The following is a 21876-nucleotide window of genomic DNA, read 5'->3' as shown; positions in this document are numbered from 1 at the left end:
AATATAAATAAGGGGTATTTAAAATGCAAAATTCTAAATATTCTCTTTATCTACCGGTGATCCATAGTCGGACTTTTCCTCAGCTGGCTAAAAAATGATGCAGAGTCGGGTAGACTGGACGTTGATTGCATTTCCCTTAAATGGAGTAGTGCCAAAAGTGAGAGTGGTCTCTGTCTGGCTTTTAAGTATTTTGGCTTTTGTCCTTATGACACCGGTTCACGCTGAACCCTCAATAGCACCGGGCTTAACCTTGGAGGCGTTTGGTAAGCAGGTTTTCTCAGATCGCCGCTTTTCGGCTTCCGGCCAGACGTCATGTCGCTCTTGTCATAAGCCTGAATTTGGCTTCTCTGATCATCGGGCTGTATCGATAAAGGATGATGGTACGGCGACGGCGCTTTCCACACCGGCTCTTTTTAATATGAAACAAAAGATAGGCTTCTTTTCTCTGCACCCCGTTTTTTCTCTTAAAGCTGCCGTCGAGCGCTGCTTTAAGCGCAATCAGAACATAGATGAGACAGATATCTATGGGGTACTGGAACGTGATGCCGGCTTAAGTCGTTTTGCTATTCACAATTTTGGCCGGGCCAGTGCAGATGTGGTCTACCAGTCCGTTGCCGCTTATCTGAAGACGATTCAAACATCGAATAGCCGATATGACCGCTATAGACAGGGGGAGTTAAGTGCTCTGACCTATTCGGAGCAGTCTGGAATGGTGCTGTTTGAGCAAAAGGGGTGTATTTATTGCCACAGCGGCAGGGAGATGGGGGGAATGGCCTATTCAAATAGTATTGATACCCATGTTAATCGGGATGTTCAGGTGCTCCGGTTGCGTAACCTCTCTCTGACAGCACCTTACTTTAGTGATGGCTCAGCCCAGACGCTTTCGGAGGCAATTTATCGTATGAGCAAGCGTTATAGCGCGACTCCTGTTTCCCAAAGCGATCTGGAGAAAATTCGTTTGTTTCTGTTGAGTAATGAAAGTTCGATCAGTGACTTTGAGGGGCCGGTACGCTATGAAAATGAACGCTAAGTTCCGGCAAAAATTTTCGATCGCTTTTCTCTGGTACAGCATTGCGGGTCTGGTACTCCTTTTTCCGGTTATGGTGTTTCTTCTGCAACCTGCTTCAGATGTGGAGCAAAGTAATCTGAGGGAACAGATCCATCAACAGAAAAATATTCTGTCCCAGCTCCGGGCGGAGACTGCATTACTGACCTCCGGGCACAGAGCTAAGCCCCGTGATGAAATTCTCTATCTGCTTGATCAGCTCTATAGCAGCGTTTGGGCGGTGGACCAGAGCCTTAATCAGATTGATGGGGATATAGAGAATATCCGTCGTAGCTGGGAGCGCTATGCCAGAAGATTGGATGAACTTCAGGAGATTATTCTTAATATTTCTTCTGCATCGGCTCTTTATGGATTGTCTGTTACTCAACTGGAAAGTGTGTTTTCAAGAGCTGAACAGATACTGTACCAATCAGATCTTCCTGAGGCGATGATACAGGACTATAACCTGAAGATGGTTAAGCTAATGTTGATGGCATTGGGTTATGCTTCTCTCCCTTCAGATACGGCGGCTATAAAGCTTGAGTCTGAGCTGGAATCCATTCGTATTGATGCGAACTCGATACCCTCCGTAGAGGCTCAGCAAGCATTTGGTCAGGTTGTGCGTTATGTCGATAATCTGGCGTACTCGACGCAGCAGATCAGAGATAATGCTGTTCGGTTATCTGTACTGCCCAGTTATTACCACCTGGACAGTTTCGACACCCGTTTTGAGGCATGGGTGAGCCGTGAACAGAAGCAGCAGCGACAAAGCCGATGGGCGCTGCTGATCACGGTTGTTCTGCTGGTCAGTGTTGTTGCAATCGTTCTGTTCCGGTTAAAGCGTACTCAGGAGCGTTTACTGAAAACACATAGCCGCTTATCAGCTTATAAAAAGGCGATGGATGAGCATGCTATTGTCAGTATTACAGATGCCCATGGAAAGATAGAGTATGTCAACGCTAAGTTTATTGAGGTTTCCGGGTTCAGTGAAAGTGAGTTGATTGGAAGCAGCCACAAATTGATTAACTCTGGTGTACACCCTAAAGGTTTTTTTAAATCGCTTTGGGATAAGGTGTACGGAGGGGAGAGTTGGCACCACGAGGTCTGTAACCGTAGAAAAGATGGTCGCCTCTACTGGGTTAATGCCACTGTGGTTCCTATGATGGATGAAGAGGGGTGTGTGACCTCTATGATCTCTGTCAGAACGGATATTACCGGTATTAAAAAAGCAGAACGCGCACTTACCGCTGAAAAAGAACGTGCCGAAGTTGCTAATCAGGCGAAAAGTGATTTCCTTGCCAATATGAGTCATGAGATCCGAACGCCTATGAATGCCGTGATTGGCATGAGCCACCTTGCCCGGCAAGCTTCTCAGGACGAACAGGTTATCGGCTATATTGATAAAATTCAGCACTCTGCTCAAAACCTTTTGTCGATTATCAATGATATTCTTGACTTCTCCAAAATTGAGGCCGGGCGTCTGGATGTTGAGAAAATCCCATTTCGTCTGGACAATGTCATTAATCATCTGGCGGATATCGCTTCTGTAAAAGCAGATGAAAAGCACCTGCCCCTTTTGTTCGATGTTGATGACGCTATTCCCGAAAACCTTCAGGGTGACCCCCTCCGTTTAGGCCAGGTGTTGCTGAACCTGGTGAATAATGCCATTAAGTTCACAGATCATGGTGAAGTGGCGGTTTCAGCTCGCATGCTTGATAAAGATGAAGAAACTGTTCAGATTCGCTTTTCGGTGCGGGATACAGGTATTGGGCTGTCGCAGCTGCAGATAGACCGGTTGTTCCAGTCTTTTTCCCAGGCGGATACCTCCATCACCCGCCAATATGGTGGTACGGGCCTGGGGCTTGCGATCAGCAAGCAGCTGGTGGAGCTTATGCAGGGTGAGATAGGGGTGCACTCTGTTGAAGGCGAGGGCAGTGAGTTCTTTTTTACCATCACGTTTAAACACCTGAAAAATGATAATCAGCCTGTTGAGGTTGATCTGGCCAGAACTCGTGTATTGGCCGTGGACGACAATACAACAACCCTGCAGAGTGTTCGTGAGTTGCTTGAGTCTCAGGGCATACCCGTGGAAACAGAGTCTGACGCCCCTGCGGCACTGAATCGGCTGGTGAATGCTTCTGCGGTTGGTGAAGCACCTTTCAGTGTGCTCCTGATAGACTGGCTAATGCCTGTTATGGATGGTTTTGAAATCGCAAAAGCAGTGCGCAACAACTCGGCTTTGCCACTCCAGCCGGCCATCATTATGCTCACGGCTCATGGAGGAGAAGACCTGCAGCGCCGTATTAATCATAACCTTATTGATGGGGTTTTGCTTAAGCCTGTGACGGATTCGCATCTGCTGGATACTATCCGGCAGGCTGTGACGAAACGCTCAGGTGTTCATCAGGGGCCCAGTATCCGCACTCTGTTCAGAGAAGGGGATGAAATTAATGCTCTGTTGGGGGCTAAGGTATTAATTGCAGAAGATAATCTGATAAATCAGGAGGTGATTTCCGGTTTATTAGAACCTTTTGGTCTTGAGTTGACGCTTGTTGGAAACGGCAGAGAGGCGGTCAACGCCATAAACCAGGGTGAGTTTGACCTGGTCTTTATGGATATCCAGATGCCGGAAGTTGATGGCTTCCAGGCTGCAGCTCAGATTTTGCAGCTGAAGCTGCATAAGACGCCACCGATTATTGCTATGACAGCCCACGCACAGAGTGACGATGTTGAGCGCTGCCTGGCTGCCGGTATGGTGGATCATATTGCGAAACCCCTTGACCCCGAAATTCTCAGGGAAAAGCTTGTTCAGTGGATTGAACCGCGTGTGATATCCGGCTTCTCTCCTGATGTATTAAAGGGGGAGGATAGTATAGATATTCCATGCTATCTGCCGGGTGTAAATATTAATAAAGCGCTCTACTCATTAGGTGGTAACATAAAGTTACTGATGAAGCTGATGGAGCAGTTCTGCAGTGACTACCAAGAGGGTAGCTCACCGGCGACACAGATGGTGGCGTCTGGTGACTGGGATACACTCAACAGATGGGTTCATACCTTAAAAGGCACATCTGCCACTTTGGGTATGGAGGATGTCGCGCAAGAGGCAGAAAACCTTGAGCAAAAAGGGCTTGATCATCTACGCCTTGATGACGGCGGGCTGCAGCCACTGCATGAAGCTCTGATGCGTGTGATCTCTTCTGTCTCTGAATGCCTCAGAAGTAAAGCTGTGATCAGTAAATTCCCATCTGCTGGCCATGATGCTGACCAGCTGTTTGCCGCCAGCTTACAGCCCTCAACGGTTCAGTTTAATGGCCATGATCGACTTAAAGAACTGATACCTTCTGTCCTTAAGAAGCTGGAGGAGGGTGATCCTGATGTTCTCGATCAGCTACCGGAGTTACTTGAGGCGGCCCAGATTGACCCCGAGTACATGGCACAGATTGTCCGGGTTATGGAGCATGCAGAAATTTATGAGTTTGAAGAAGCTAGAAGTCTTCTGGGCAAGCTGGAACTCTGAATTAGCATTATGCCCGTAGAAGGAATATTAAGAAGGGTGTTTTATGGCAATGTGCCATCAATAGCTGATGGCCTGTTTTCAGGCAGATGCAGAACTTAGGAATGCACACTTGATGCAAGATATGCTTAACGACCATGATCAACGTCCACGTATTCTGATTGTCGATGACTCACACCTCAACATCAGTGTGTTACTGGGTTTATTAAAGTCGGATTATAAAACGCTGATTGCAAAAGATGGGCAGCAGGCGTTCTACCGGGTTTTTGGTGAACAGCCGCCTGATCTGATTTTGCTGGATATTATGATGCCTGGGATTGATGGTTATGAGGTTTGCCGTCAACTTAAGCAGGATCCGCGTTCGAAACACATTCCTGTCATCTTTGTCAGCGCTATGAGTCAGGTAGCCGATGAGGAAAAAGGCTTGTCGTTGGGTGCTGTAGATTATATTAGCAAACCTTTCAGTCCCCCTCTTATTCTGGCCCGCATTAAGACTCATCTTGCTTTAGCATCGCAAAATCGTGAGCTTGAAAGACAAGTCCTGCGTCGAACTGAGGAGTTGGACCGGTCACGCAAGGACCTGATAAGGCGGCTTGGGTTGGCTGCGGAGTATAAAGACAATGAAACAGGTCTTCATGTTCAGCGGATGGCTGAGTATACCCGTTTGATAGCCCTTGAAATGGGGGTGTCGGAAACAGATGCAGATACTCTGGCAGCGGCAGCACCTATGCATGATATTGGAAAACTGGGTATTCCTGATGCCATTCTCTGCAAGCCTGGTCGTCTGACTGAAGAAGAGTTTGAAACGATTAAAGATCATCCGGGTATTGGTGCCCGGATTCTGGATAATCCTGACTCTGAGCTATTGCGAGTTGCACGTGAAATAGCTCTTTATCATCATGAAAAGTGGGATGGCACAGGCTATCCTGCAGGCCTTACCGGGGAAGATATTCCACTTTCAGCACGGATTGCGTCTCTGGCCGATGTCTTTGATGCCTTGGTATCTGAGCGACCTTACAAGCAAGCCTGGACGGTTCCTGAAGCGATATCCCTGTTTGAAGAGCAAAAATCCAAACACTTTGATCCTAATGTTGTAAATGCGTTTAAACGTGTATTGCCTAAGGTGCTTGAGGTAAAGGAACGGATGAAGGAATACTGATATTCGCTCAATAGAGTGATGAGCGGGATATAAAAAAACCACCCCAGAGGGGTGGTTGAAAAAACAGCACCAGAGAGCAATCAGAGGCGGTGTTGTTTGAATTTGGTTTTCAGGCTGGTTCGCAATAGTTATTTCAGCTCTGCAGTTGTGGCAGATCTTTATAGAGCTCAAGAGCCTCCGGGTTCGCCAGTGCATCGGTATTTTTAACGGGGCGATGGTGAACAACGTGGCGCACAGCCAGCTCCACAATTTTGCCGCTGATGGTCCGGGGAATATCACTGACTTCGATGATTTTTGCCGGTACATGGCGCGGCGTGGTATTGGCCCGGATGGTGCTTTTAATCTCTTTTTCGATATCTGCGTTCAGGCTGAAGCCTTCCTTCATGCGAACAAAGAGTACAACACGGACATCATCTTCCCAGTCCTGACCAATGCAGAGGCTTTCCATTACCTGGTCTACTTTTTCCACCTGACGGTAGATCTCTGCAGTACCAATACGAACACCGCCCGGGTTAAGAACCGCATCCGAGCGTCCGTGAATGATCAGACCGTCATGTTCAGTAATCTCGGCATAGTCACCGTGGGCCCAGACATTATCAAATGAGGCGAAATAAGCGTCATGATATTTCTCACCTTTCGGGTCATTCCAAAAGCCGATGGGCATGGATGGAAATGGCTTGGTGCAAACCAGTTCACCTTTATCACGGCGAATAGCTTTGCCGCTATCATCAAAAATATCAACGGCCATACCGAGCCCCCGGCATTGTAGTTCACCAGCGTAAACCGGGCGGGTCGGACAACCCAGGGCGAAACAGGAAACAATATCGGTTCCACCGGAGATGGAAGAGAGACAGAGATCCGCTTTGATATCACGGTATACATAATCAAAGCTTTCGTGGGCCAGAGGTGAGCCGGTTGAGAGTACTGCTTTTAGTTTCTCAAGATTATGAGTTTCCCTTGGTTTTTCACCCACTTTTTCCAGTGCTGCGATATATTTGGCTGAGGTACCAAAGATGCTGATACCTTCTTCTTCCGCAATATTCCACAGTACATTGGGACGTGGGTGGAAGGGAGAGCCATCGTAGAGCAGCACGGTACAGCCGGTTGCCAGGCCGGACACCAGCCAGTTCCACATCATCCAGCCGCAGGTGGTGTAGTAAAACAGCACATCATCACGCTTCACATCGGTATGCAGCAGATGCTCTTTCAGGTGCTGAATCAGAGTGCCGCCAACTGAGTGGACGATACACTTGGGAACACCTGTGGTGCCGGAGGAGTACATAATGTAGAGCGGATGATCGAAAGCGACAGGTTCAAAGTCGATGGTCGTCGCGGAACTGTCGGCAAAATCAGACAGCAGTGTTGCTTTACTTTTTGCCGGTTCTGCCAAAGCAGAAAGGTCGGGATTTTCGTCCACAAACGGGATAACAACCACCTGTTCGATCTCAGGCAGACGTTCCAGAATGCCGGAGACTTTCTCAAGAGAATCCAGGGTTTTTTTGGCGTAGAAATAACCGTCAGTAGTAAAGAGTACTTTGGGCTTAATCTGGCCGAAACGGTCATATACACCGTTGATACCAAAGTCAGGTGAACATGAGGACCAGACCGCACCGATGGACGTGGTGGCGAGCATGGCAATCAGGGTCTCAGCACAGTTAGGAACAAAACCTGCGACACGATCACCTTTTACAACGCCCATTTTTTTCAGGCCGGCAGCATACTGGGCAACCTGCTGATAAAGCTCATGATAGGTTAGCGCTTTGCGCTGCCCTTTCTCACCACGAAAGACAATGGCAGTACGATCATCACGGTATTTAAGCAGGTTTTCCGCAAAGTTCAGCTGACTATCCGGAAACCAGCGTGCACCGGGCATCTTATCCGGGTTTTCCAGTACGATCTCACTTTTCTTGTCGGCGATAACGCCAGCAAAGTCCCACAGCTCAGACCAGAACGCCTCTGTCTGATCAATACTCCACTCAAACAGGTCAGAGTAATCATTCAGAGAGAGTTTATGGGCATCATTGACCTGCCGGATAAACTGGTGCAGATTGCTGCTTTCGATACGGTGAGAATCGGGTTGCCATAGGGGCGCACTCATGGGTGTTTGCTCCTTACTTTGTCTGATTCTGAGACGCTTCGGGTATCTGGAGCACTCAGGAATAAGAGACTGATCTGTATTGTTGTTATACTTGAAGCCACAGGCAGGTCGCCGTGGATATTTTGATAGTCATAATGTACTTTAAGTTTACGTTAACGTAAAGGTCATAATTTCACCTCAATTAAAGGGGATGCTGGGCATGAAATTTTTTGCTCACAGGGGAGCTTTGAGGGATGGGCCGGAAAATACTCTGATGACCATTGATATGGCTCTGGCTGCAGGCGCTGATGCGATAGAAATTGATGTTATTGCCCATCAGGGGCGGCTGCTTGTGCATCACGACTTAAGCCTGGAGCGAACGACAAATGGTGAAGGGTTGCTGGCAGCGCATAGCATCAGAGAGTTACGCCAGCTGGATGCGGGGTTGGGGCAACGAATTCCCTTTCTCGAAGAGGTACTGCTGTTGGTCGGGCACCGGGCAACAATTAATATAGAGCTTAAAAGCAAGGGAGCAGCTGGACTACTGGCTGTTTTGTTGCAGCAAAAAGCTTACCAGCCGCTGAAAAGCGGGCTTTTGGTCTCATCATTTGACCATGTTGAACTGCTGAGATTTCAGCAAAGCTGCCCCGATGTAGCGCTTGGCCTCTTGCTTTATGGCACGGTGCTGTCGTTATCAGCCATTATAGGGCCGTTAAAGCTGTCGTCTTTACACCTGAGCGATGAGTTTATTGATTACGGCCTGATTGCTGAGGCTAAACAGCAGGGACTGGAGGTTTATATCTATACGATTAATCAGGTTTCTCAGCTGAAAACGCTTCAGGAAATTGGGGTTGATGGTGTTTTTACTGACTGTTCAGCTTTATGGCAGGACTGGCGCGAGATAAACTGCTTGCCTATGGCATGATTTTCCGTAATAGTTAATCTTCAAATTTAAAGGATCTGGTCATGAGTTTTTTCCGTCTTCGAGTCAGTCTGGTCGCTATGATGTGGCAAGTGAAATGCAGCGCGCGTTCTGCATTTTGTTCTGTGCTTGCCCGTCGCCCCATGACGGCGCCTGCTCTTCGACGATATTGACCCTGGTTTCATTTCGAAAAAGGTCGCTTCGTCAGCGGCCTTTTTTTATGTCTGCTATTTATCTTTAAGCCTGATTCACAGGTATTGAATCAGCTGCCCATAAAAGGAAATTTGTTATGTCGATACCTGTCGCATATGGTCTTGCGGTCTTAATCTGGTCAACAACACCTTTAGCCATTGTCACCAGCGGAGATTCTTTACCTCCGATGGCTGCGGCGGCTTCCCGGATGGCCCTGGCGGCGATGGTGGGTCTGCCCGTGTTGAAACTGCTGGGTTTAAATCTGCCCTTAAGCCGACGGGCCTTTAAGTCTTATCTGACCGCTGTGATCGGGATTTTTGGAGCGATGGGGGTGACCTATGTGGCGGCCCAATGGATTCCATCGGGGCTGATTTCAGTGCTCTTTGGTTTTACCACCATTATGACCGGTGTATTGAGCCACTTTATTTTTCCGGATAGTCCGATGTCCCGTAAACAGTGGATCGCCTGTGGCATGGGGATTGTCGGTCTTGCTGTTGTTTTTAGCGATAATCTGGTGGTTACCGGACAGGGGGTTGTTGGGGTTTTGCTGGCGCTGCTGGCGGTGTTTTTTTTCAGCAGCAGCAATGTGCTTATGAAGCGTAACGGTGCTGGTTTGCATCCGTTGCAGCAAACTGTTGGTGCTCTCTGGTGCTCCTTGCCTTTCTATGCCCTTGCCTGGTTTGCTAGCGGAACGGAAGTTATCTGGGGAGAGGTCAGCTTGTTGAGTATCTTCTCTGTTGTTTATCTGGCAACGCTGGGCTCCCTGGTTGGCTTTATGGCGTATTTTCATCTGATCGCGAATTTGCCACCTGCTTATGTGGCGCTGATTACGCTGATCACTCCTGTGATTGCTTTATTTCTGGGCAGTCAGTTACATAACGAACCGGTAACACCTGAAATGCTGTTGGGGGCGGGAGTGATCTTGTTGAGTCTGTTGCTGTTTCTCAGTGATAATTTTATTCGCCTTTGGCAGGAGCGGCGGGTAAGGGCAGACTAGGTGCGTTTCATGGGGATTTGTGGGTAAGGAGAAGCCAGGCTTTAAGCTCAGGCCTGGCTCTCAAAAGCTATTGATCTTACGCGGGTGATGACTCATGGCTTATGAGGTAGTGCTCCGCGAACTCTGCTAATGGCAGAGGCCGGCTGAAGAAGAAGCCCTGAAATTCATCAACACCAAGCTCCCGGAGCATTCTGATCTGAACTTCATTTTCAACACCTTCAGCATTGACCCACAATCCAAGGCCGTGACCCAATTCAATAATGGTACGGATAATAGCTCTGTCCTGTGGGTCCTGATGCATATCCATCACAAAGCTGCGGTCGATCTTAAGCTTGTCAACGGGCAGTTCTTTCAGATAGCTCAGGGAGGAATAGCCCGTCCCGAAATCATCCAGGGCAACTTTGACGCCGTATTGACGGAGTAAATTGAGTGTATTACGTACATTTTCCAGATTAGTAATCATATTTTCTTCGGTGATCTCAATGCACAGGGTCTGCGGTGGTATCCCGGTTTGTCTGATCACCTTATGTACGTATTCGGCAAAGTCTCTCTGGTTAAGTCGGTGAGCTGAGATATTAACCGAGAGGGAAGGTATGCTGATGCCCATGTCTAACCAGCTGCGAAGCTGCTGAGCAGCCTGGAGCAATACCCAGTCATCCACCCGGCTGATTAACCCTGTTTTTTCAGCAATAGGGATAAACTCAAAAGGCGGGACAAGTCCACGTTCAGGGTGCTGCCAACGAATCAGAACTTCAGCGCCAATAAGCGCTTTTGTATCTGATTTAAGTAATGGCTGATAGTAAAGACAAAGCTCATTGTTAAGCAAAGCTGTATTGAGCTCTTTTTCAACTTTCTGCTCTTTGAGAACTTCCAGTTGCATCTCAATGGCAAAGAAGGTGTAACAGTCCCTGCCTGCTCCTTTGGAGCGGTATAAAGCCAGGTCAGCATAACGGAACAGTTGCTGCTGAACATCACCTTCCTGAATAACATCTTTGGCTTCAGGGTAGAGCGCTATACCGGCACTGACGGTACAGCGTATTTCACTGTTGCCAAATTCAACGGGCTCCGACAGTAAAGCGATGAGCTCCCTTAGCTGTGACCCGATCAGTCCACGGTCAGCTACATTGCTGAGTGTGATAGCAAACTCATCGCCACCGAGTCGGAATATCTGTGCTCTGTGGCCAAAAAAGTCCTGAAGCCGATGGGCTGTTTTAATCAACAGCATATCACCGGTAATATGTCCCTGGGTGTCGTTAATATCTTTGAAATTATCAAGATCCAGTACGATCAGTGCAATAGAGCTAAGATCACCTTCATCGACATCGGCGACCAGGTTTCCCAGTTCATTATGAAAGCTTACCCGGTTAGGGAGGGTCGTCAGGTTGTCGAAATGCGCCAGATGCTGGATACGTTCCTGTGAACGTTTTTGATCTGTGACATCCACCACTGAGCCTTCGATATGCTCTGGCATAGTATCTGTGGCAGGGACAAGGTGATCGCTGACGGCTACCCAGCGTTTTATCCCTGTTCGTGTATAAATCTCGACCTCATTGAGCGTAAAAAAGCCTTCTTTACGCAGCCGCTTCATCGCCTTCAGCCACTCATGGGGGCGTACATAAACCTGCTTACCAATATGCTGAATTAATTCAATACACTCTTCCGGCGAATTGTAGCCGAGAATACGTGCCAATGCCGGGTTCACATTCATATAGCGGCCATCCAAAGTACTTTGGTGCAGGCCGGTCGTGGAGTTTTCAAAAATACCACGGTATTTGTCTTCCGCAGTTATCAGGGCTGACTCTGCGGATTTATGTGCGGTTATATCGTGAACGGTGCCAACGATAAATTCTGTAAGATTTCGTTCATTCTTCAGAGCCCGGCCATTAAGACGTATCCAGATCAGAGAGCCGTCAATACGTCTCATTTGAAGCTCCATACCACGAACTTCACCTGATTGATCCAGCCGGTGAAGAAACTCGTTTCTGTCAGCGTCGCTGGTATACATATCCCGGGCCAGGTACTGAATCGCATCCATCATATGAGAGGCATTACTGTAGCCAAAGGTATCGGCCAGGGCCTGATTGGCATACATCAGCTGGCCATCACGGCTTGTCTTGTAAACCCCGTCAACCGAGTTCTCAAGGATGGCGCGATATTGCTCCCGGTCCGTCTGATTAAAGCCCTGTACCAGATAACAATCAGGCTCGGTGGCGATCACTTGCCAGCGATAGCTTTCAGCATTGGAATAAAGGATATCTTCATAGGCACCTGTTTCTATCGGATGATTCTCCAGAAGCCTCTGTAGCAAGTCACCGGGAAGCAGGTGGCTGCAGTCCTCCAGGCCAAGCTTATGCATCAGATCCTTTGATGCCTGATTGGAGGTAAGGCATTCCCCTGTTTTTGCGATCAGAGCGACGGGCGTCGGAAGATCAGATAGGTTGTTTATCAGGGAAATTGAGTCCATTAAAAAGCTCTGGCAGAATAAAATGAGAAAACGGTGATGGATAGGCTTCAGATACGACAGAGTGTACCATCTTAAAAAGATTGTGTAACTTTAGGTAAGAAAAGTTTGTCACCATTTATGTATCTCATGAAGCATATCAGACCGGTTATTCATCCGGGATAAAAAAAGGGAGGCTAAGCCTCCCCAATGGCACTCAGAAAACAAGCCCGTTGGCGTGCAGGTGCCACGGGCTTATCGTTAGGATGACATCGCTAAACCCACCCTGGAACGATTCGTGCTGCCAATCGCATCGGTAATAAAGTTACCCGTAGCCACCAGCTGGTTCAGATCGATACCGGTTTCGATACCCAACCCCTGTAGCATGTAAACCACATCTTCTGTGGCCACATTACCGGATGCCCCCTTAGCGTATGGGCATCCCCCCAAACCACCGACGGAGCTATCGATAACCGCAACACCTTCTTCCAGTACGGCATAGAGATTGGCCAGTGCCTGGCCGTAAGTGTCATGGAAGTGAGCGGCGAGTTTCTCAATCGGTACCACGTTTGCCACGGCCCGAATCATCGCTTTGGCTTTCAGTGGTGTGCCGACGCCTATGGTGTCGCCGAGAGAGATCTCATAGCAGCCCATGTCATAGAGCGCTTTGGCAACTTCTGCGACTTTTTCCGGTGGGATCTCACCATCGTAAGGGCAGCCCAGTACGCAAGAGACATAGCCGCGAACCTTAATGTTGTTGGCTTTCGCCAGCTCCATAACTGGTGCAAAGCGTTCCAGACTCTCTGCGATAGAGCAGTTGATATTTTTCCGGGAGAAAGCTTCAGAGGCTGCGCCGAATACGGCAACCTCTTCCACACCGGCCTCAATGGCGCTTTCCAGCCCTTTCAGATTGGGTGTTAACGCGGCGTAGGTGATGCCGGGTCTGCGTTGCAACCCGGTCATGACGGCCTTGGCATCCCCCATTTGAGGAACCCATTTAGGGGAAACAAAGCTGGCAGATTCGATATAGCGCACACCGGCGTCTGCCAGTTTGTCGATCAGCTGCAGTTTGATCTCGGTGCTGATGACGCCTTTCTCGTTCTGCAGGCCATCACGGGGGCCTACTTCAACAATACGCACGGATTTGGGTAGAGTCGGATAGGACATATCAGGCCTCCTCAGCCTCAAAGGCCACCAGGTCAGCGCCGCCTTCCACCAGATCCCCCGGCTGGAAGAAGATCTCAGTAACCGTGCCATCAACGGATGCGGTAATGGTGTGTTCCATTTTCATCGCTTCCATAATGACCATGGCAGTGCCCTTGGTTACCTGCTGACCGGGCTCAACCAGTACGGCAACAATACTGCCGTTCATCGGTGCGGTCAGGCTTGGGCTATCATCTTCAAAATCATGGCTATCCAGATCAGGGCGTTGCCACTGGTATTCAAAGGCACCCTGATCCGTAAATACCGTGATATGACCGTTGAGCTCTGCGACAAAGGCGTTACGACTATGGCCATTCAGGCTCGCTTGCAGGCGATCATCGGACAGCGTGCCATCAGCGATCACTATATGGCCGTCCAGTGTCAGGCGGTAACCTCGTTTCAGCCAGTTGACGGTAATCTCATGCTCGATCTGTTCGTCGTCGCCCTCTTTTTGTGCCAAGGTCTGAGTAAAACGTACCACATGGGTCGGGTCCTCATTCAGACGCCAGCCAGAGAACTGATGCCATGGTGAGGTTTCATCATGGCTGTGAATCGCTTCCTGTTTACGGTTTTGCTGCTGTTTCAGCAGGGTGTACAGTGTCGCCATCGCCAGCGGGTTGGCACTTTGGCTGCCGCTTTGCTGATATGTCGCTGATGACTCAAACAGGTCAGTCTCGTGCTTTTCAATAAAGCCGGTATCTAATTCTGCATTTCTGAACGCTGGGTTATCGATCAGGCGTTTCAGGAAGTGGGTGTTCGTCTTCATACCGGCGATACGGTATTCCGTCAGTGCCTGACTCATGCGTTGCATGGCGCGCTCACGGTTTTCGTCCCAGACAATCAGTTTGGCGATCATAGGGTCATAGTAGATACTGACTTCGTCGCCTTCACGTACACCGGTGTCAACACGTACGTAACGGTTTTCTTCCGGGGTACGCAGATATTCAAGCTTACCTGTGGCGGGTAGGAAGTCATTATCGGGATCTTCTGCGTAGATACGTACTTCAACCGCATGACCGTTGATCTGTACGTCGTCCTGGCTGATGGGCAGGGTTTGACCGGAGGCTACCGCCAACTGCCATTCCACCAGATCCTGACCGGTAATCAGTTCGGTCACCGGGTGCTCAACCTGCAGGCGGGTATTCATCTCCATAAAGTAGAAGGAGCCGTCTTCATCCAGCAGGAACTCAACGGTGCCGGCACCTACGTAGCCGATCGCTTCAGCGGCTCGAACAGCGGCCTCACCCATAGCGGTACGCAGCTCGTCGGACATACCCGGTGCGGGAGCTTCCTCAACCACTTTCTGGTGTCGGCGCTGAACGGAGCAATCACGCTCTGCCAGATACACGCTGTTGCCATGCTGATCACAGAATACCTGAATTTCAACATGACGGGGTTTGGTCAGATATTTCTCAACCAGCATGGTGTCATCAGCAAAGCCGTTCATCGCTTCGCGTTTTGCCGCATCCAGTGCACCGGTAAATTCATCGGCAGACCAGACGACGCGCATCCCTTTGCCACCACCACCGGCGGTGGCTTTCAACAGTACCGGATAGCCCATCTCATCCGAGTGTTTTTTCAGCAGGGCCGGGTCCTGATCGTCACCATGATAGCCCGGAACCAGAGGCACCTTAGCGTCTTCCATAATACGCTTAGCGGCACTCTTGGACCCCATCGCTTTAATCGCATCCGCCGGAGGGCCGATAAATACCACGCCGGCTTCCTGACATTTCTGTACAAACGGGGCGTTCTCAGAGAGGAAACCGTAACCTGGGTGGATCGCCTGAGCACCGGTGTCCTTCGCGACCTGAAGAATGGTGTCCATTTTCAGATAGCTGTCTTTACTGGCGGCAGGGCCTACGCAAACGGCTTCATCGGCCATCGCCACATGCATAGCGTCGGCATCGGCTTCGGAATAGACAGCGACACAGCGAATCCCCATTTGGTGTGCGGTACGAATTACGCGGCATGCGATCTCGCCACGGTTTGCAATCAGAATCTTGTTAAACATCGGTTATCTCCCACATTTATCCCGTTGGAGCAGTCTGATATCAGGACTGCTGCCAACCCGGAGCACGTTTTTCAAAGAACGCACTCAGACCTTCCTGACCTTCCTCAGAGACTCGGATTTCAGCGATCAGGCGTTGGGTGTATTCGATCATCTCCTGATCGATCGGGCCTTTAGCGACCCGGGCGATCAGTTCTTTGGTACGACGGACGCTCTGCGGGCTGTTAGCCAGTAGTTTCTGCGTCATACTCTCAAGAGCTGTTTCCATCTCATCCTGAGGCACGTTCAGATGGGCCAGACCCATCTCAACGGCCTGCTCACCGTTAAACACTTCAGCGGTCAGGAAATAACGACGGGCAGCACGTTCACCCATAGCGGCAACCACAAAAGGGCTGATGACCGCAGGGGAGAGGCCGATTTTGACCTCGCTCAGACAGAAACGGGCTTTTTCCGTAGCGATGCAGATATCGCAGCAGGCTGCTAAGCCCACGGCACCGCCATAGGCCGCGCCCTGTACCAGAGCGATGGTGGGTTTGTTCAGATTGTTCAGGGTGTGCATCAGACGCGCCAGCTCACCGGCATCGTTGAAATTATCCTCAAAGCTGTACTGCGCCATGCGCTTCATCCAGCCCAAGTCAGCGCCAGCAGAGAAGGACTTTCCGTTAGAGCGCAGTATCACCACGCGAACTGCTTCGTTAGCGTTCAGATCATCCAGTATCGCCAGAATGTCAGCGATCAGCTTGTCGTCAAAGGCGTTGTGCACTTCAGGGCGGTTCAGAATAACCGAGGCCACACCCTGATCTGAGATTTGGCACAGCACCTGTTTTTGATCAGGAACCTGATTTTCAGTCGTCATGTCAGATTCTCCGGTCACATACGGAACACGCCAAAGCGTGTCTCGCGGATAGGTGCATTCAGAGCTGCAGAGATAGCAAGTCCCAGTATGTCGCGGGTTTGTGCGGGATCTATCACACCGTCATCCCAGAGGCGGGCGCTGGCGTAGTAGGGGTGCCCCTGATGCTCATACTGGTCAACAATCGGTTTTTTGAATGCAGCTTCATCATCGGCGGCCCATGTTTCGCCCTTACGCTCCATATTGTCGCGTTTCACCTGGGACAGTACACCGGCGGCCTGTTCACCACCCATAACGGAGATTCTTGAATTTGGCCACATCCACATCAGGTTCGGATCATAAGCACGGCCACACATACCATAGTTACCGGCACCGAAACTGCCGCCGATCAGCATGGTGAACTTAGGTACTTTAGCGCAGGCCACAGCGGTAACCATCTTAGCGCCATTTTTGGCGATACCTTCGGATTCGTACTTGCCACCGACCATAAAGCCGGTGATGTTCTGCAGGAATACCAGAGGAATATTGCGCTGAGCACATAGCTCAATAAAGTGAGCGCCTTTCAGGGCGGCTTCGGAGAAAAGTACGCCGTTATTCGCCACGATACCCACCGGATAACCGTGGATACGGGCAAAACCTGTGACCAGTGTGGTGCCGTACATCTGTTTAAACTCGTCAAACTCAGAACCATCAACGGTACGGGCAATCACTTCACGTACATCATAGGGCTTGCGCAGGTCTTCTGAGACGATGCCGTAGATCTCTTCCGGGTCATAGAGCGGCGGTCGTGAAGGCTGAATATCCAGCTCTGTTTTCTTACTGGGGTTCAGGCGGGAGATACATTGACGGGCGATCTGCAGTGCGTGCTGATCATTCATCGCGTAGTGATCTGCTACACCGGATGTTTTACAGTGCACATCGGCACCGCCCAGATCTTCCGCAGAGATCACTTCACCCGTTGCGGCTTTAACCAGCGGAGGGCCAGCCAGAAAGATGGTGCCCTGTTGACGCACAATAATGGATTCATCCGCCATGGCCGGTACATAAGCGCCACCTGCTGTACAGGAGCCCATGACCACCGCGATCTGCGGAATCCCTTTGGCAGACATATTTGCCTGGTTGTAGAAAATACGGCCAAAGTGATCGCGATCCGGGAATACTTCATCCTGGTTTGGCAGGTTAGCACCGCCGGAATCTACCAGATATACGCAAGGCAGGTGATTTTTCTCAGCGATCTCCTGGGCCCGCAGATGCTTCTTCACGGTCAGAGGGTAGTAGGTTCCGCCCTTGGTGGTGGCATCATTGGCGATGATCATACATTCCTGACCACTGACGCGACCAATACCCGTGATGATACCGGCTGAAGGCACATAGTCTTTATAAACGTTCAGACCTGCCAGCTGGGAAAGCTCCATAAAAGGTGCGCCCTCATCCAGCAGGCCGTTGATACGGTCTCGGGGGAGTAGCTTGCCCCGGTCAAGGTGCTTCTTCTGGGCTGCTTCACCGCCGCCTTTCTTGATCTCTGCCAGTTGCTCGCGCAGATCCTGTACCAGACGCTTCATGTTGCCCATGTTGGTCTGGAACTCTTCAGAGCGGGTATTGATTTTGCTTTTGATAACCGCCATTGCTAGCTCCTGATAACTAAGTTGGTAAGACAGGCCGGCTGTCGTCGTGCAGGGGGGGAGGCCAGCCTGCCTTACCAGACCTGAGTTCATTCCTGCTGTTGTCACACCTGTAGCGTGAAACTGATTTCAGCAGGAATAAAAAAAGGGATTGGATATTCGGGTTTGAAGGAGTCGTTAAGGGGCGTTGTCTCCCTTAACAACTCGCCGGACAGATAGTGTAAGACCTATCTCTGCCAGGCTTTTATTTTGACTCGGAGAAAATTTCGCGGCCGATCAGCATACGGCGTACTTCCGATGTACCGGCACCGATCTCATACAGTTTGGCATCACGCAGCAGACGACCGGTAGGGAACTCGTTGATATAGCCGTTGCCGCCCAGCAGCTGGATAGAGTCCAGGGCTACCTGAGTCGCTTTCTCTGCACAGTACAGAATCACGCCGGCGGCATCTTTACGGCTGGTTTCGCCGCGATCACAGGCACGGGCAACCGCATAGAGATAAGACTTACAGGCGTTCATGGTGGTGTACATGTCGGCTACTTTACCCTGAACCAACTGGAACTCGCCGATGGATTGACCAAATTGCTGGCGGTCATGCAGGTAAGGCACAACAATATCCATTGCTGCCTGCATAATGCCGGTTGGGCCGCCGGTCAGAACGGTGCGCTCGTAGTCCAGACCGCTCATCAGAACGCGAACCCCTTTACCGACTTCACCCAGTACATTTTCTTCCGGTACTTCACAATCCTGGAATACCAGTTCACAGGTGTTAGAACCACGCATACCCAGCTTGTCCAGTTTCTGGTGACGAGTGAATCCCGGATAGTCGCGCTCAACGATAAAGGCAGTAATACCTTTGGAGCCCGCGGAAGTGTCGGTTTTGGCGTAGATCACGTAGGTGTTGGCATCAGGGCCGTTAGTGATCCACATTTTGTTACCGTTCAGGATGTAACGATCACCTTTTTTCTCGGCACGGAGCTTCATGCTGACCACATCAGAACCTGCATCTGGCTCGGACATCGCCAGTGCACCAATATGTTCACCGGAAACCAGTTTAGGCAGATACTTTTCTTTCTGCGCCTGATTACCGTTCAACTTGATCTGGTTAACACAAAGATTGGAGTGTGCGCCGTAGGAAAGACCAACAGAAGCAGAGGCACGGGAGATCTCTTCCATGGCGATAACGTGGGCCAGATAGCCCATGTCCGAGCCGCCGAACTCTTCAGGAACGGTAATACCCAACAGACCCATATCACCAAATTTACGCCACAGATCAGCGGGGAACTCATTGTCCTGATCGATCTGTTCCGCCCGTGGAGCAATCTCTTCCGTGGCGAAACGATTAACCTGCTCCCGCAGCATGTCGTAAGTATCGCCCAGATCGAAGTTAAACTCTTTATAGATGGATTTCATGGCGTTGCCTCTTTCTAGCTTTATTTGTTGTTGTCTCTCGGCCTGTGCTGACCCTTTGTGGATGGTCTGATGCATCGGCACTAATAATCTGATGCAGTAAATTTAATCGAAGTTGACGTTAACGTAAAGGGAAATTTTATCCGGTTTTCGAAGAGCAGGCTATCGCAGGAGTATTGCAGGCGTTTTGACGTTATAAGCGTTTGCTGAATTCACTTGTATTGTCCCAGATCTGGTTACCGTTACTCTTCTTTCGAATCTGAACGGTCAAACCAGCACAGCGCTGTATTAGGGATGCATCTTGTTGGATAATGGCGCTAATTCTTGCTTCAGGCTTTTGATTTCAAGGGGTATTCAGAGTGCTACAGGGGATGTTTAAGTCATTGGCCGCGCTGGGATTGGCGGCATTAGCGGCGGGTTGTTCAACCACGACGACCATTCAGGCGTTGAAGCCTGCCCCGGTGGATAGAGCGGCGTCTCTTAAACAGGTGGCTATCGTTGACTTTGATAATGACAGTGGCCGCTACGGTGTTAACTTTGCGGCTAAGCTGGAAGCACTGATGACCAACTACCAGATCGCTGGCAAGAACTACTTTACCGTGGTGAGCCGCAATGATCTGGATCGTATCCTTGATGAGCAGAAACGCCAGAATTCCGGTCTTTTCAGCGCCAATAAAATGGCGGAGTTTGGCAAACTGACTGGTGCGCAGGCGATGATTTCAGGCTCGGTCAGTTCGGCATCTTCCAACGACTCCCATTACCGTGAAAACCGCAGCCGAAACAAGTGCGATTCCAATGGTAAGAACTGCCAGACAATTGAATACACCGTAGGCTGCACTCTGCGCGTTGTCAGTCTGGGTGTGCAGGTGCGCATGGTGGATGTGGAGCGCGGTGACCTGGTCACCGCAGAATCCTTGGAAGAAGCCTACGAATGGTCTGCCTGCAGTGACCGTAAAGAGGTGCTGCCAAGCCGCGCCCAAGGTCTTGAGAAACTCTCAAATGCGCTGGCGCAGCAGTTTGTTGCCAAAATCACTCCACGTTATGTCAGTTTCGAAGTGACCCTGTTGGAAGATCCGGATGTGGTGTTGTCCGGCAATCAGGACGATCGTTTTGAGGCCGCCATCGAGTTTGTTGAGATCGGCCGCATCGACCGGGCGGATGATCTGCTGAGCCAACTGCATCAGGAGGTTCAGCAGCAAAGTTACGCCATCGCCTACAACCTGGGTGTGATCAAAGAGTCCAGGGCGGACTACGATCAGGCCAAAGCGCTTTATCAGATCGCGGACCGCCTGGCACTGGAGCCGGTTGATGCGATCAATGCCGCTGTAGAGCGAATCGGCCGGATTCAGGCCGACAACAAAAAAGCCCTCAGCCAGCTGAACCGCAGCTGATTAAAGAACCAAGCCAACCGGGACATCGGATGCGACCACTGACTAAATTCGGACTCTGTATTCTGATCAGCAGCGTGCTGTTGGGATGCAGCTCCAAACGTGATATTACTCTGCAACCTACGACCGAGCTGCCGGAGTGGTATACAAGCCCGCCCGCGAATGATGGGCAGTGGCTGAAAGGCGTGGGTAGTGGCAAGAGTGTGCAGGCCGCGACTCAGGAGGCTTTGAATGACCTGCTGGCCAGGCTGAGCGTACGGGTTGAGTCTCAGTTCAGCTCGGCAATGAGTTACAGCAGCCACGGCTTTAAAGAGACGACCAAAAGTCAGATACGCAGCGAAGTGGCTAATATCCGCATCAGCAACTATGACGTCGTCGCGACGCATCAGCTGCGATTTGACCAGTACGTGGTGCTGATTCGTTCGGATCGAAAGCAATTTATCCGAAGCCTTGCGGATGAGATCAGCTCGGGCTTTAAGTCGATTGGTCATGCTCTGACCGAAGCGAAAGCCGATAACCCGGTCAAACGCTATCGCGTGACACAGCAGGCGCTGTTAGATGCGAAAGCCCTGATGCCGTCAATCTGGATGGTATCCGGCATCGCCCGCGGTTTTGATGCCGAAGGTTATCGTAAGTATGTCCTTTCTTTGCATTCTGAGCAGGAGAATCAGCGCCGTAATCTGGTGTTTTATCTCTCCAGCAATTTTGATGATCAGCCTTTGCTGCAACCGATCCGTAATGCCCTGACCGATGAGGGCTTTGTGGTGGCTAAGACACGGTTGGTTAATTTTGGTGATCTGGTCAGCATTGAGCTGAAGCGGGAGAGTCTCTATTCCGAGTATTCCGGCATTCAGATTGCAACGGTCAATATCACGCTGGACACCAGAGACCGTCAGGGCAACGTCATCGGCAGCCAGTATCTCTCCCTTAAAGGGCATGCCACTCAGGGCTATGCGTTGGCAGAATCCGATGCCCTTAATAAGTTCGCCGCCCTGATTGAGCAGGAAGGTATTGAGAAGATTCTGGGTATCGGGCTTTGATC

General features: G+C 50.3%; 14 protein-coding genes. 7 read left to right on the top strand and 7 right to left on the bottom strand.

All coding sequences use genetic code 11. The features are described 5' to 3' along the window. The first annotated feature begins 94 nt into the window (after window positions 1-94). The 3 genes from BTA35_RS05740 to BTA35_RS05730 all read left to right on the top strand — a co-directional run bounded on the left by BTA35_RS05740 (window position 95) and on the right by BTA35_RS05730 (window position 5721). Entirely contained in the window at window positions 95-1030 is a 936-nt protein-coding gene (locus BTA35_RS05740; protein ID WP_078318875.1) for a cytochrome-c peroxidase, read from the top strand. Beyond that, window positions 1014-4565, top strand: a complete 3552-nt coding sequence (locus BTA35_RS05735) for a response regulator (RefSeq protein ID WP_160055036.1) — start codon at window positions 1014-1016, stop codon at window positions 4563-4565. Before BTA35_RS05740 ends, BTA35_RS05735 begins: the two co-directional genes overlap by 17 nt. 112 nt (window positions 4566-4677) lie before the next feature. Continuing rightward, window positions 4678-5721, top strand: coding sequence for an HD domain-containing phosphohydrolase (locus tag BTA35_RS05730; RefSeq protein ID WP_238377506.1), 1044 nt, complete (start codon window positions 4678-4680; stop codon window positions 5719-5721). Window positions 5722-5854: 133 nt separating this feature from the next. Here BTA35_RS05730 and BTA35_RS05725 read toward each other — a convergent pair whose 3' ends face one another. Then, window positions 5855-7819 (bottom strand): acetoacetate--CoA ligase, encoded by a 1965-nt coding sequence (locus BTA35_RS05725; RefSeq protein ID WP_078318873.1) that lies wholly within the window; start codon window positions 7817-7819, stop codon window positions 5855-5857. A gap of 199 nt (window positions 7820-8018) precedes the next feature. Between BTA35_RS05725 and BTA35_RS05720 the strand changes: the two genes are divergently transcribed. Both BTA35_RS05720 and BTA35_RS05715 read left to right on the top strand, forming a co-directional pair. Further along, window positions 8019-8723 carry a glycerophosphodiester phosphodiesterase gene (locus tag BTA35_RS05720; RefSeq protein WP_160055033.1) on the top strand — a complete coding sequence of 235 codons (705 nt, stop codon included), beginning with the start codon at window positions 8019-8021 and terminating at the stop codon, window positions 8721-8723. Window positions 8724-9009: 286 nt separating this feature from the next. Continuing rightward, a complete protein-coding gene (locus BTA35_RS05715) occupies window positions 9010-9909 on the top strand; it encodes a DMT family transporter (RefSeq protein ID WP_078318871.1) in 900 nt (299 codons plus the stop codon). 76 nt (window positions 9910-9985) lie between these two features. On the opposite strand, the gene BTA35_RS05710 is transcribed toward BTA35_RS05715, so the two are convergent. The 6 genes from BTA35_RS05710 to BTA35_RS05685 form a co-directional block, all read right to left on the bottom strand. Then, window positions 9986-12373 carry a putative bifunctional diguanylate cyclase/phosphodiesterase gene (locus BTA35_RS05710; protein ID WP_078318870.1) on the bottom strand — a complete coding sequence of 796 codons (2388 nt, stop codon included), beginning with the start codon at window positions 12371-12373 and terminating at the stop codon, window positions 9986-9988. A 237-nt stretch (window positions 12374-12610) separates the two neighbouring features. Beyond that, entirely contained in the window at window positions 12611-13516 is a 906-nt protein-coding gene (locus BTA35_RS05705; RefSeq protein WP_078318869.1) for a hydroxymethylglutaryl-CoA lyase, read from the bottom strand. A 1-nt stretch (window position 13517) separates the two neighbouring features. Then, entirely contained in the window at window positions 13518-15563 is a 2046-nt protein-coding gene (gene accC / locus BTA35_RS05700) for an acetyl-CoA carboxylase biotin carboxylase subunit (protein ID WP_078318868.1), read from the bottom strand. Window positions 15564-15603: 40 nt separating this feature from the next. Continuing rightward, window positions 15604-16416, bottom strand: coding sequence for an enoyl-CoA hydratase/isomerase family protein (locus BTA35_RS05695; protein ID WP_078318867.1), 813 nt, complete (start codon window positions 16414-16416; stop codon window positions 15604-15606). A 14-nt stretch (window positions 16417-16430) separates the two neighbouring features. After that, window positions 16431-18038 (bottom strand): carboxyl transferase domain-containing protein, encoded by a 1608-nt coding sequence (locus BTA35_RS05690; protein ID WP_078318866.1) that lies wholly within the window; start codon window positions 18036-18038, stop codon window positions 16431-16433. A gap of 241 nt (window positions 18039-18279) precedes the next feature. Further along, window positions 18280-19449 carry an isovaleryl-CoA dehydrogenase gene (locus BTA35_RS05685; RefSeq protein WP_078318865.1) on the bottom strand — a complete coding sequence of 390 codons (1170 nt, stop codon included), beginning with the start codon at window positions 19447-19449 and terminating at the stop codon, window positions 18280-18282. 368 nt (window positions 19450-19817) lie between these two features. Here BTA35_RS05685 and BTA35_RS05680 point away from each other — a divergent pair, with 368 nt between their 5' ends. Further along, complete coding sequence (locus BTA35_RS05680; protein WP_078318864.1) at window positions 19818-20837, top strand: CsgG/HfaB family protein; 1020 nt, start codon at window positions 19818-19820, stop codon at window positions 20835-20837. A 29-nt stretch (window positions 20838-20866) separates the two neighbouring features. After that, window positions 20867-21874 carry an LPP20 family lipoprotein gene (locus BTA35_RS05675; protein ID WP_078318863.1) on the top strand — a complete coding sequence of 336 codons (1008 nt, stop codon included), beginning with the start codon at window positions 20867-20869 and terminating at the stop codon, window positions 21872-21874. The last annotated feature ends 2 nt before the right edge of the window (window positions 21875-21876 follow it).

Origin of the sequence: Oceanospirillum linum (genome assembly GCF_001995095.2) — a bacterium.
In the GTDB taxonomy this organism is placed as follows: domain Bacteria; phylum Pseudomonadota; class Gammaproteobacteria; order Pseudomonadales; family Halomonadaceae; genus Oceanospirillum; species Oceanospirillum linum.
Note: the sequence above shows the minus strand (reverse complement) of the source record. Positions and strands in the feature narration are given on the sequence as shown.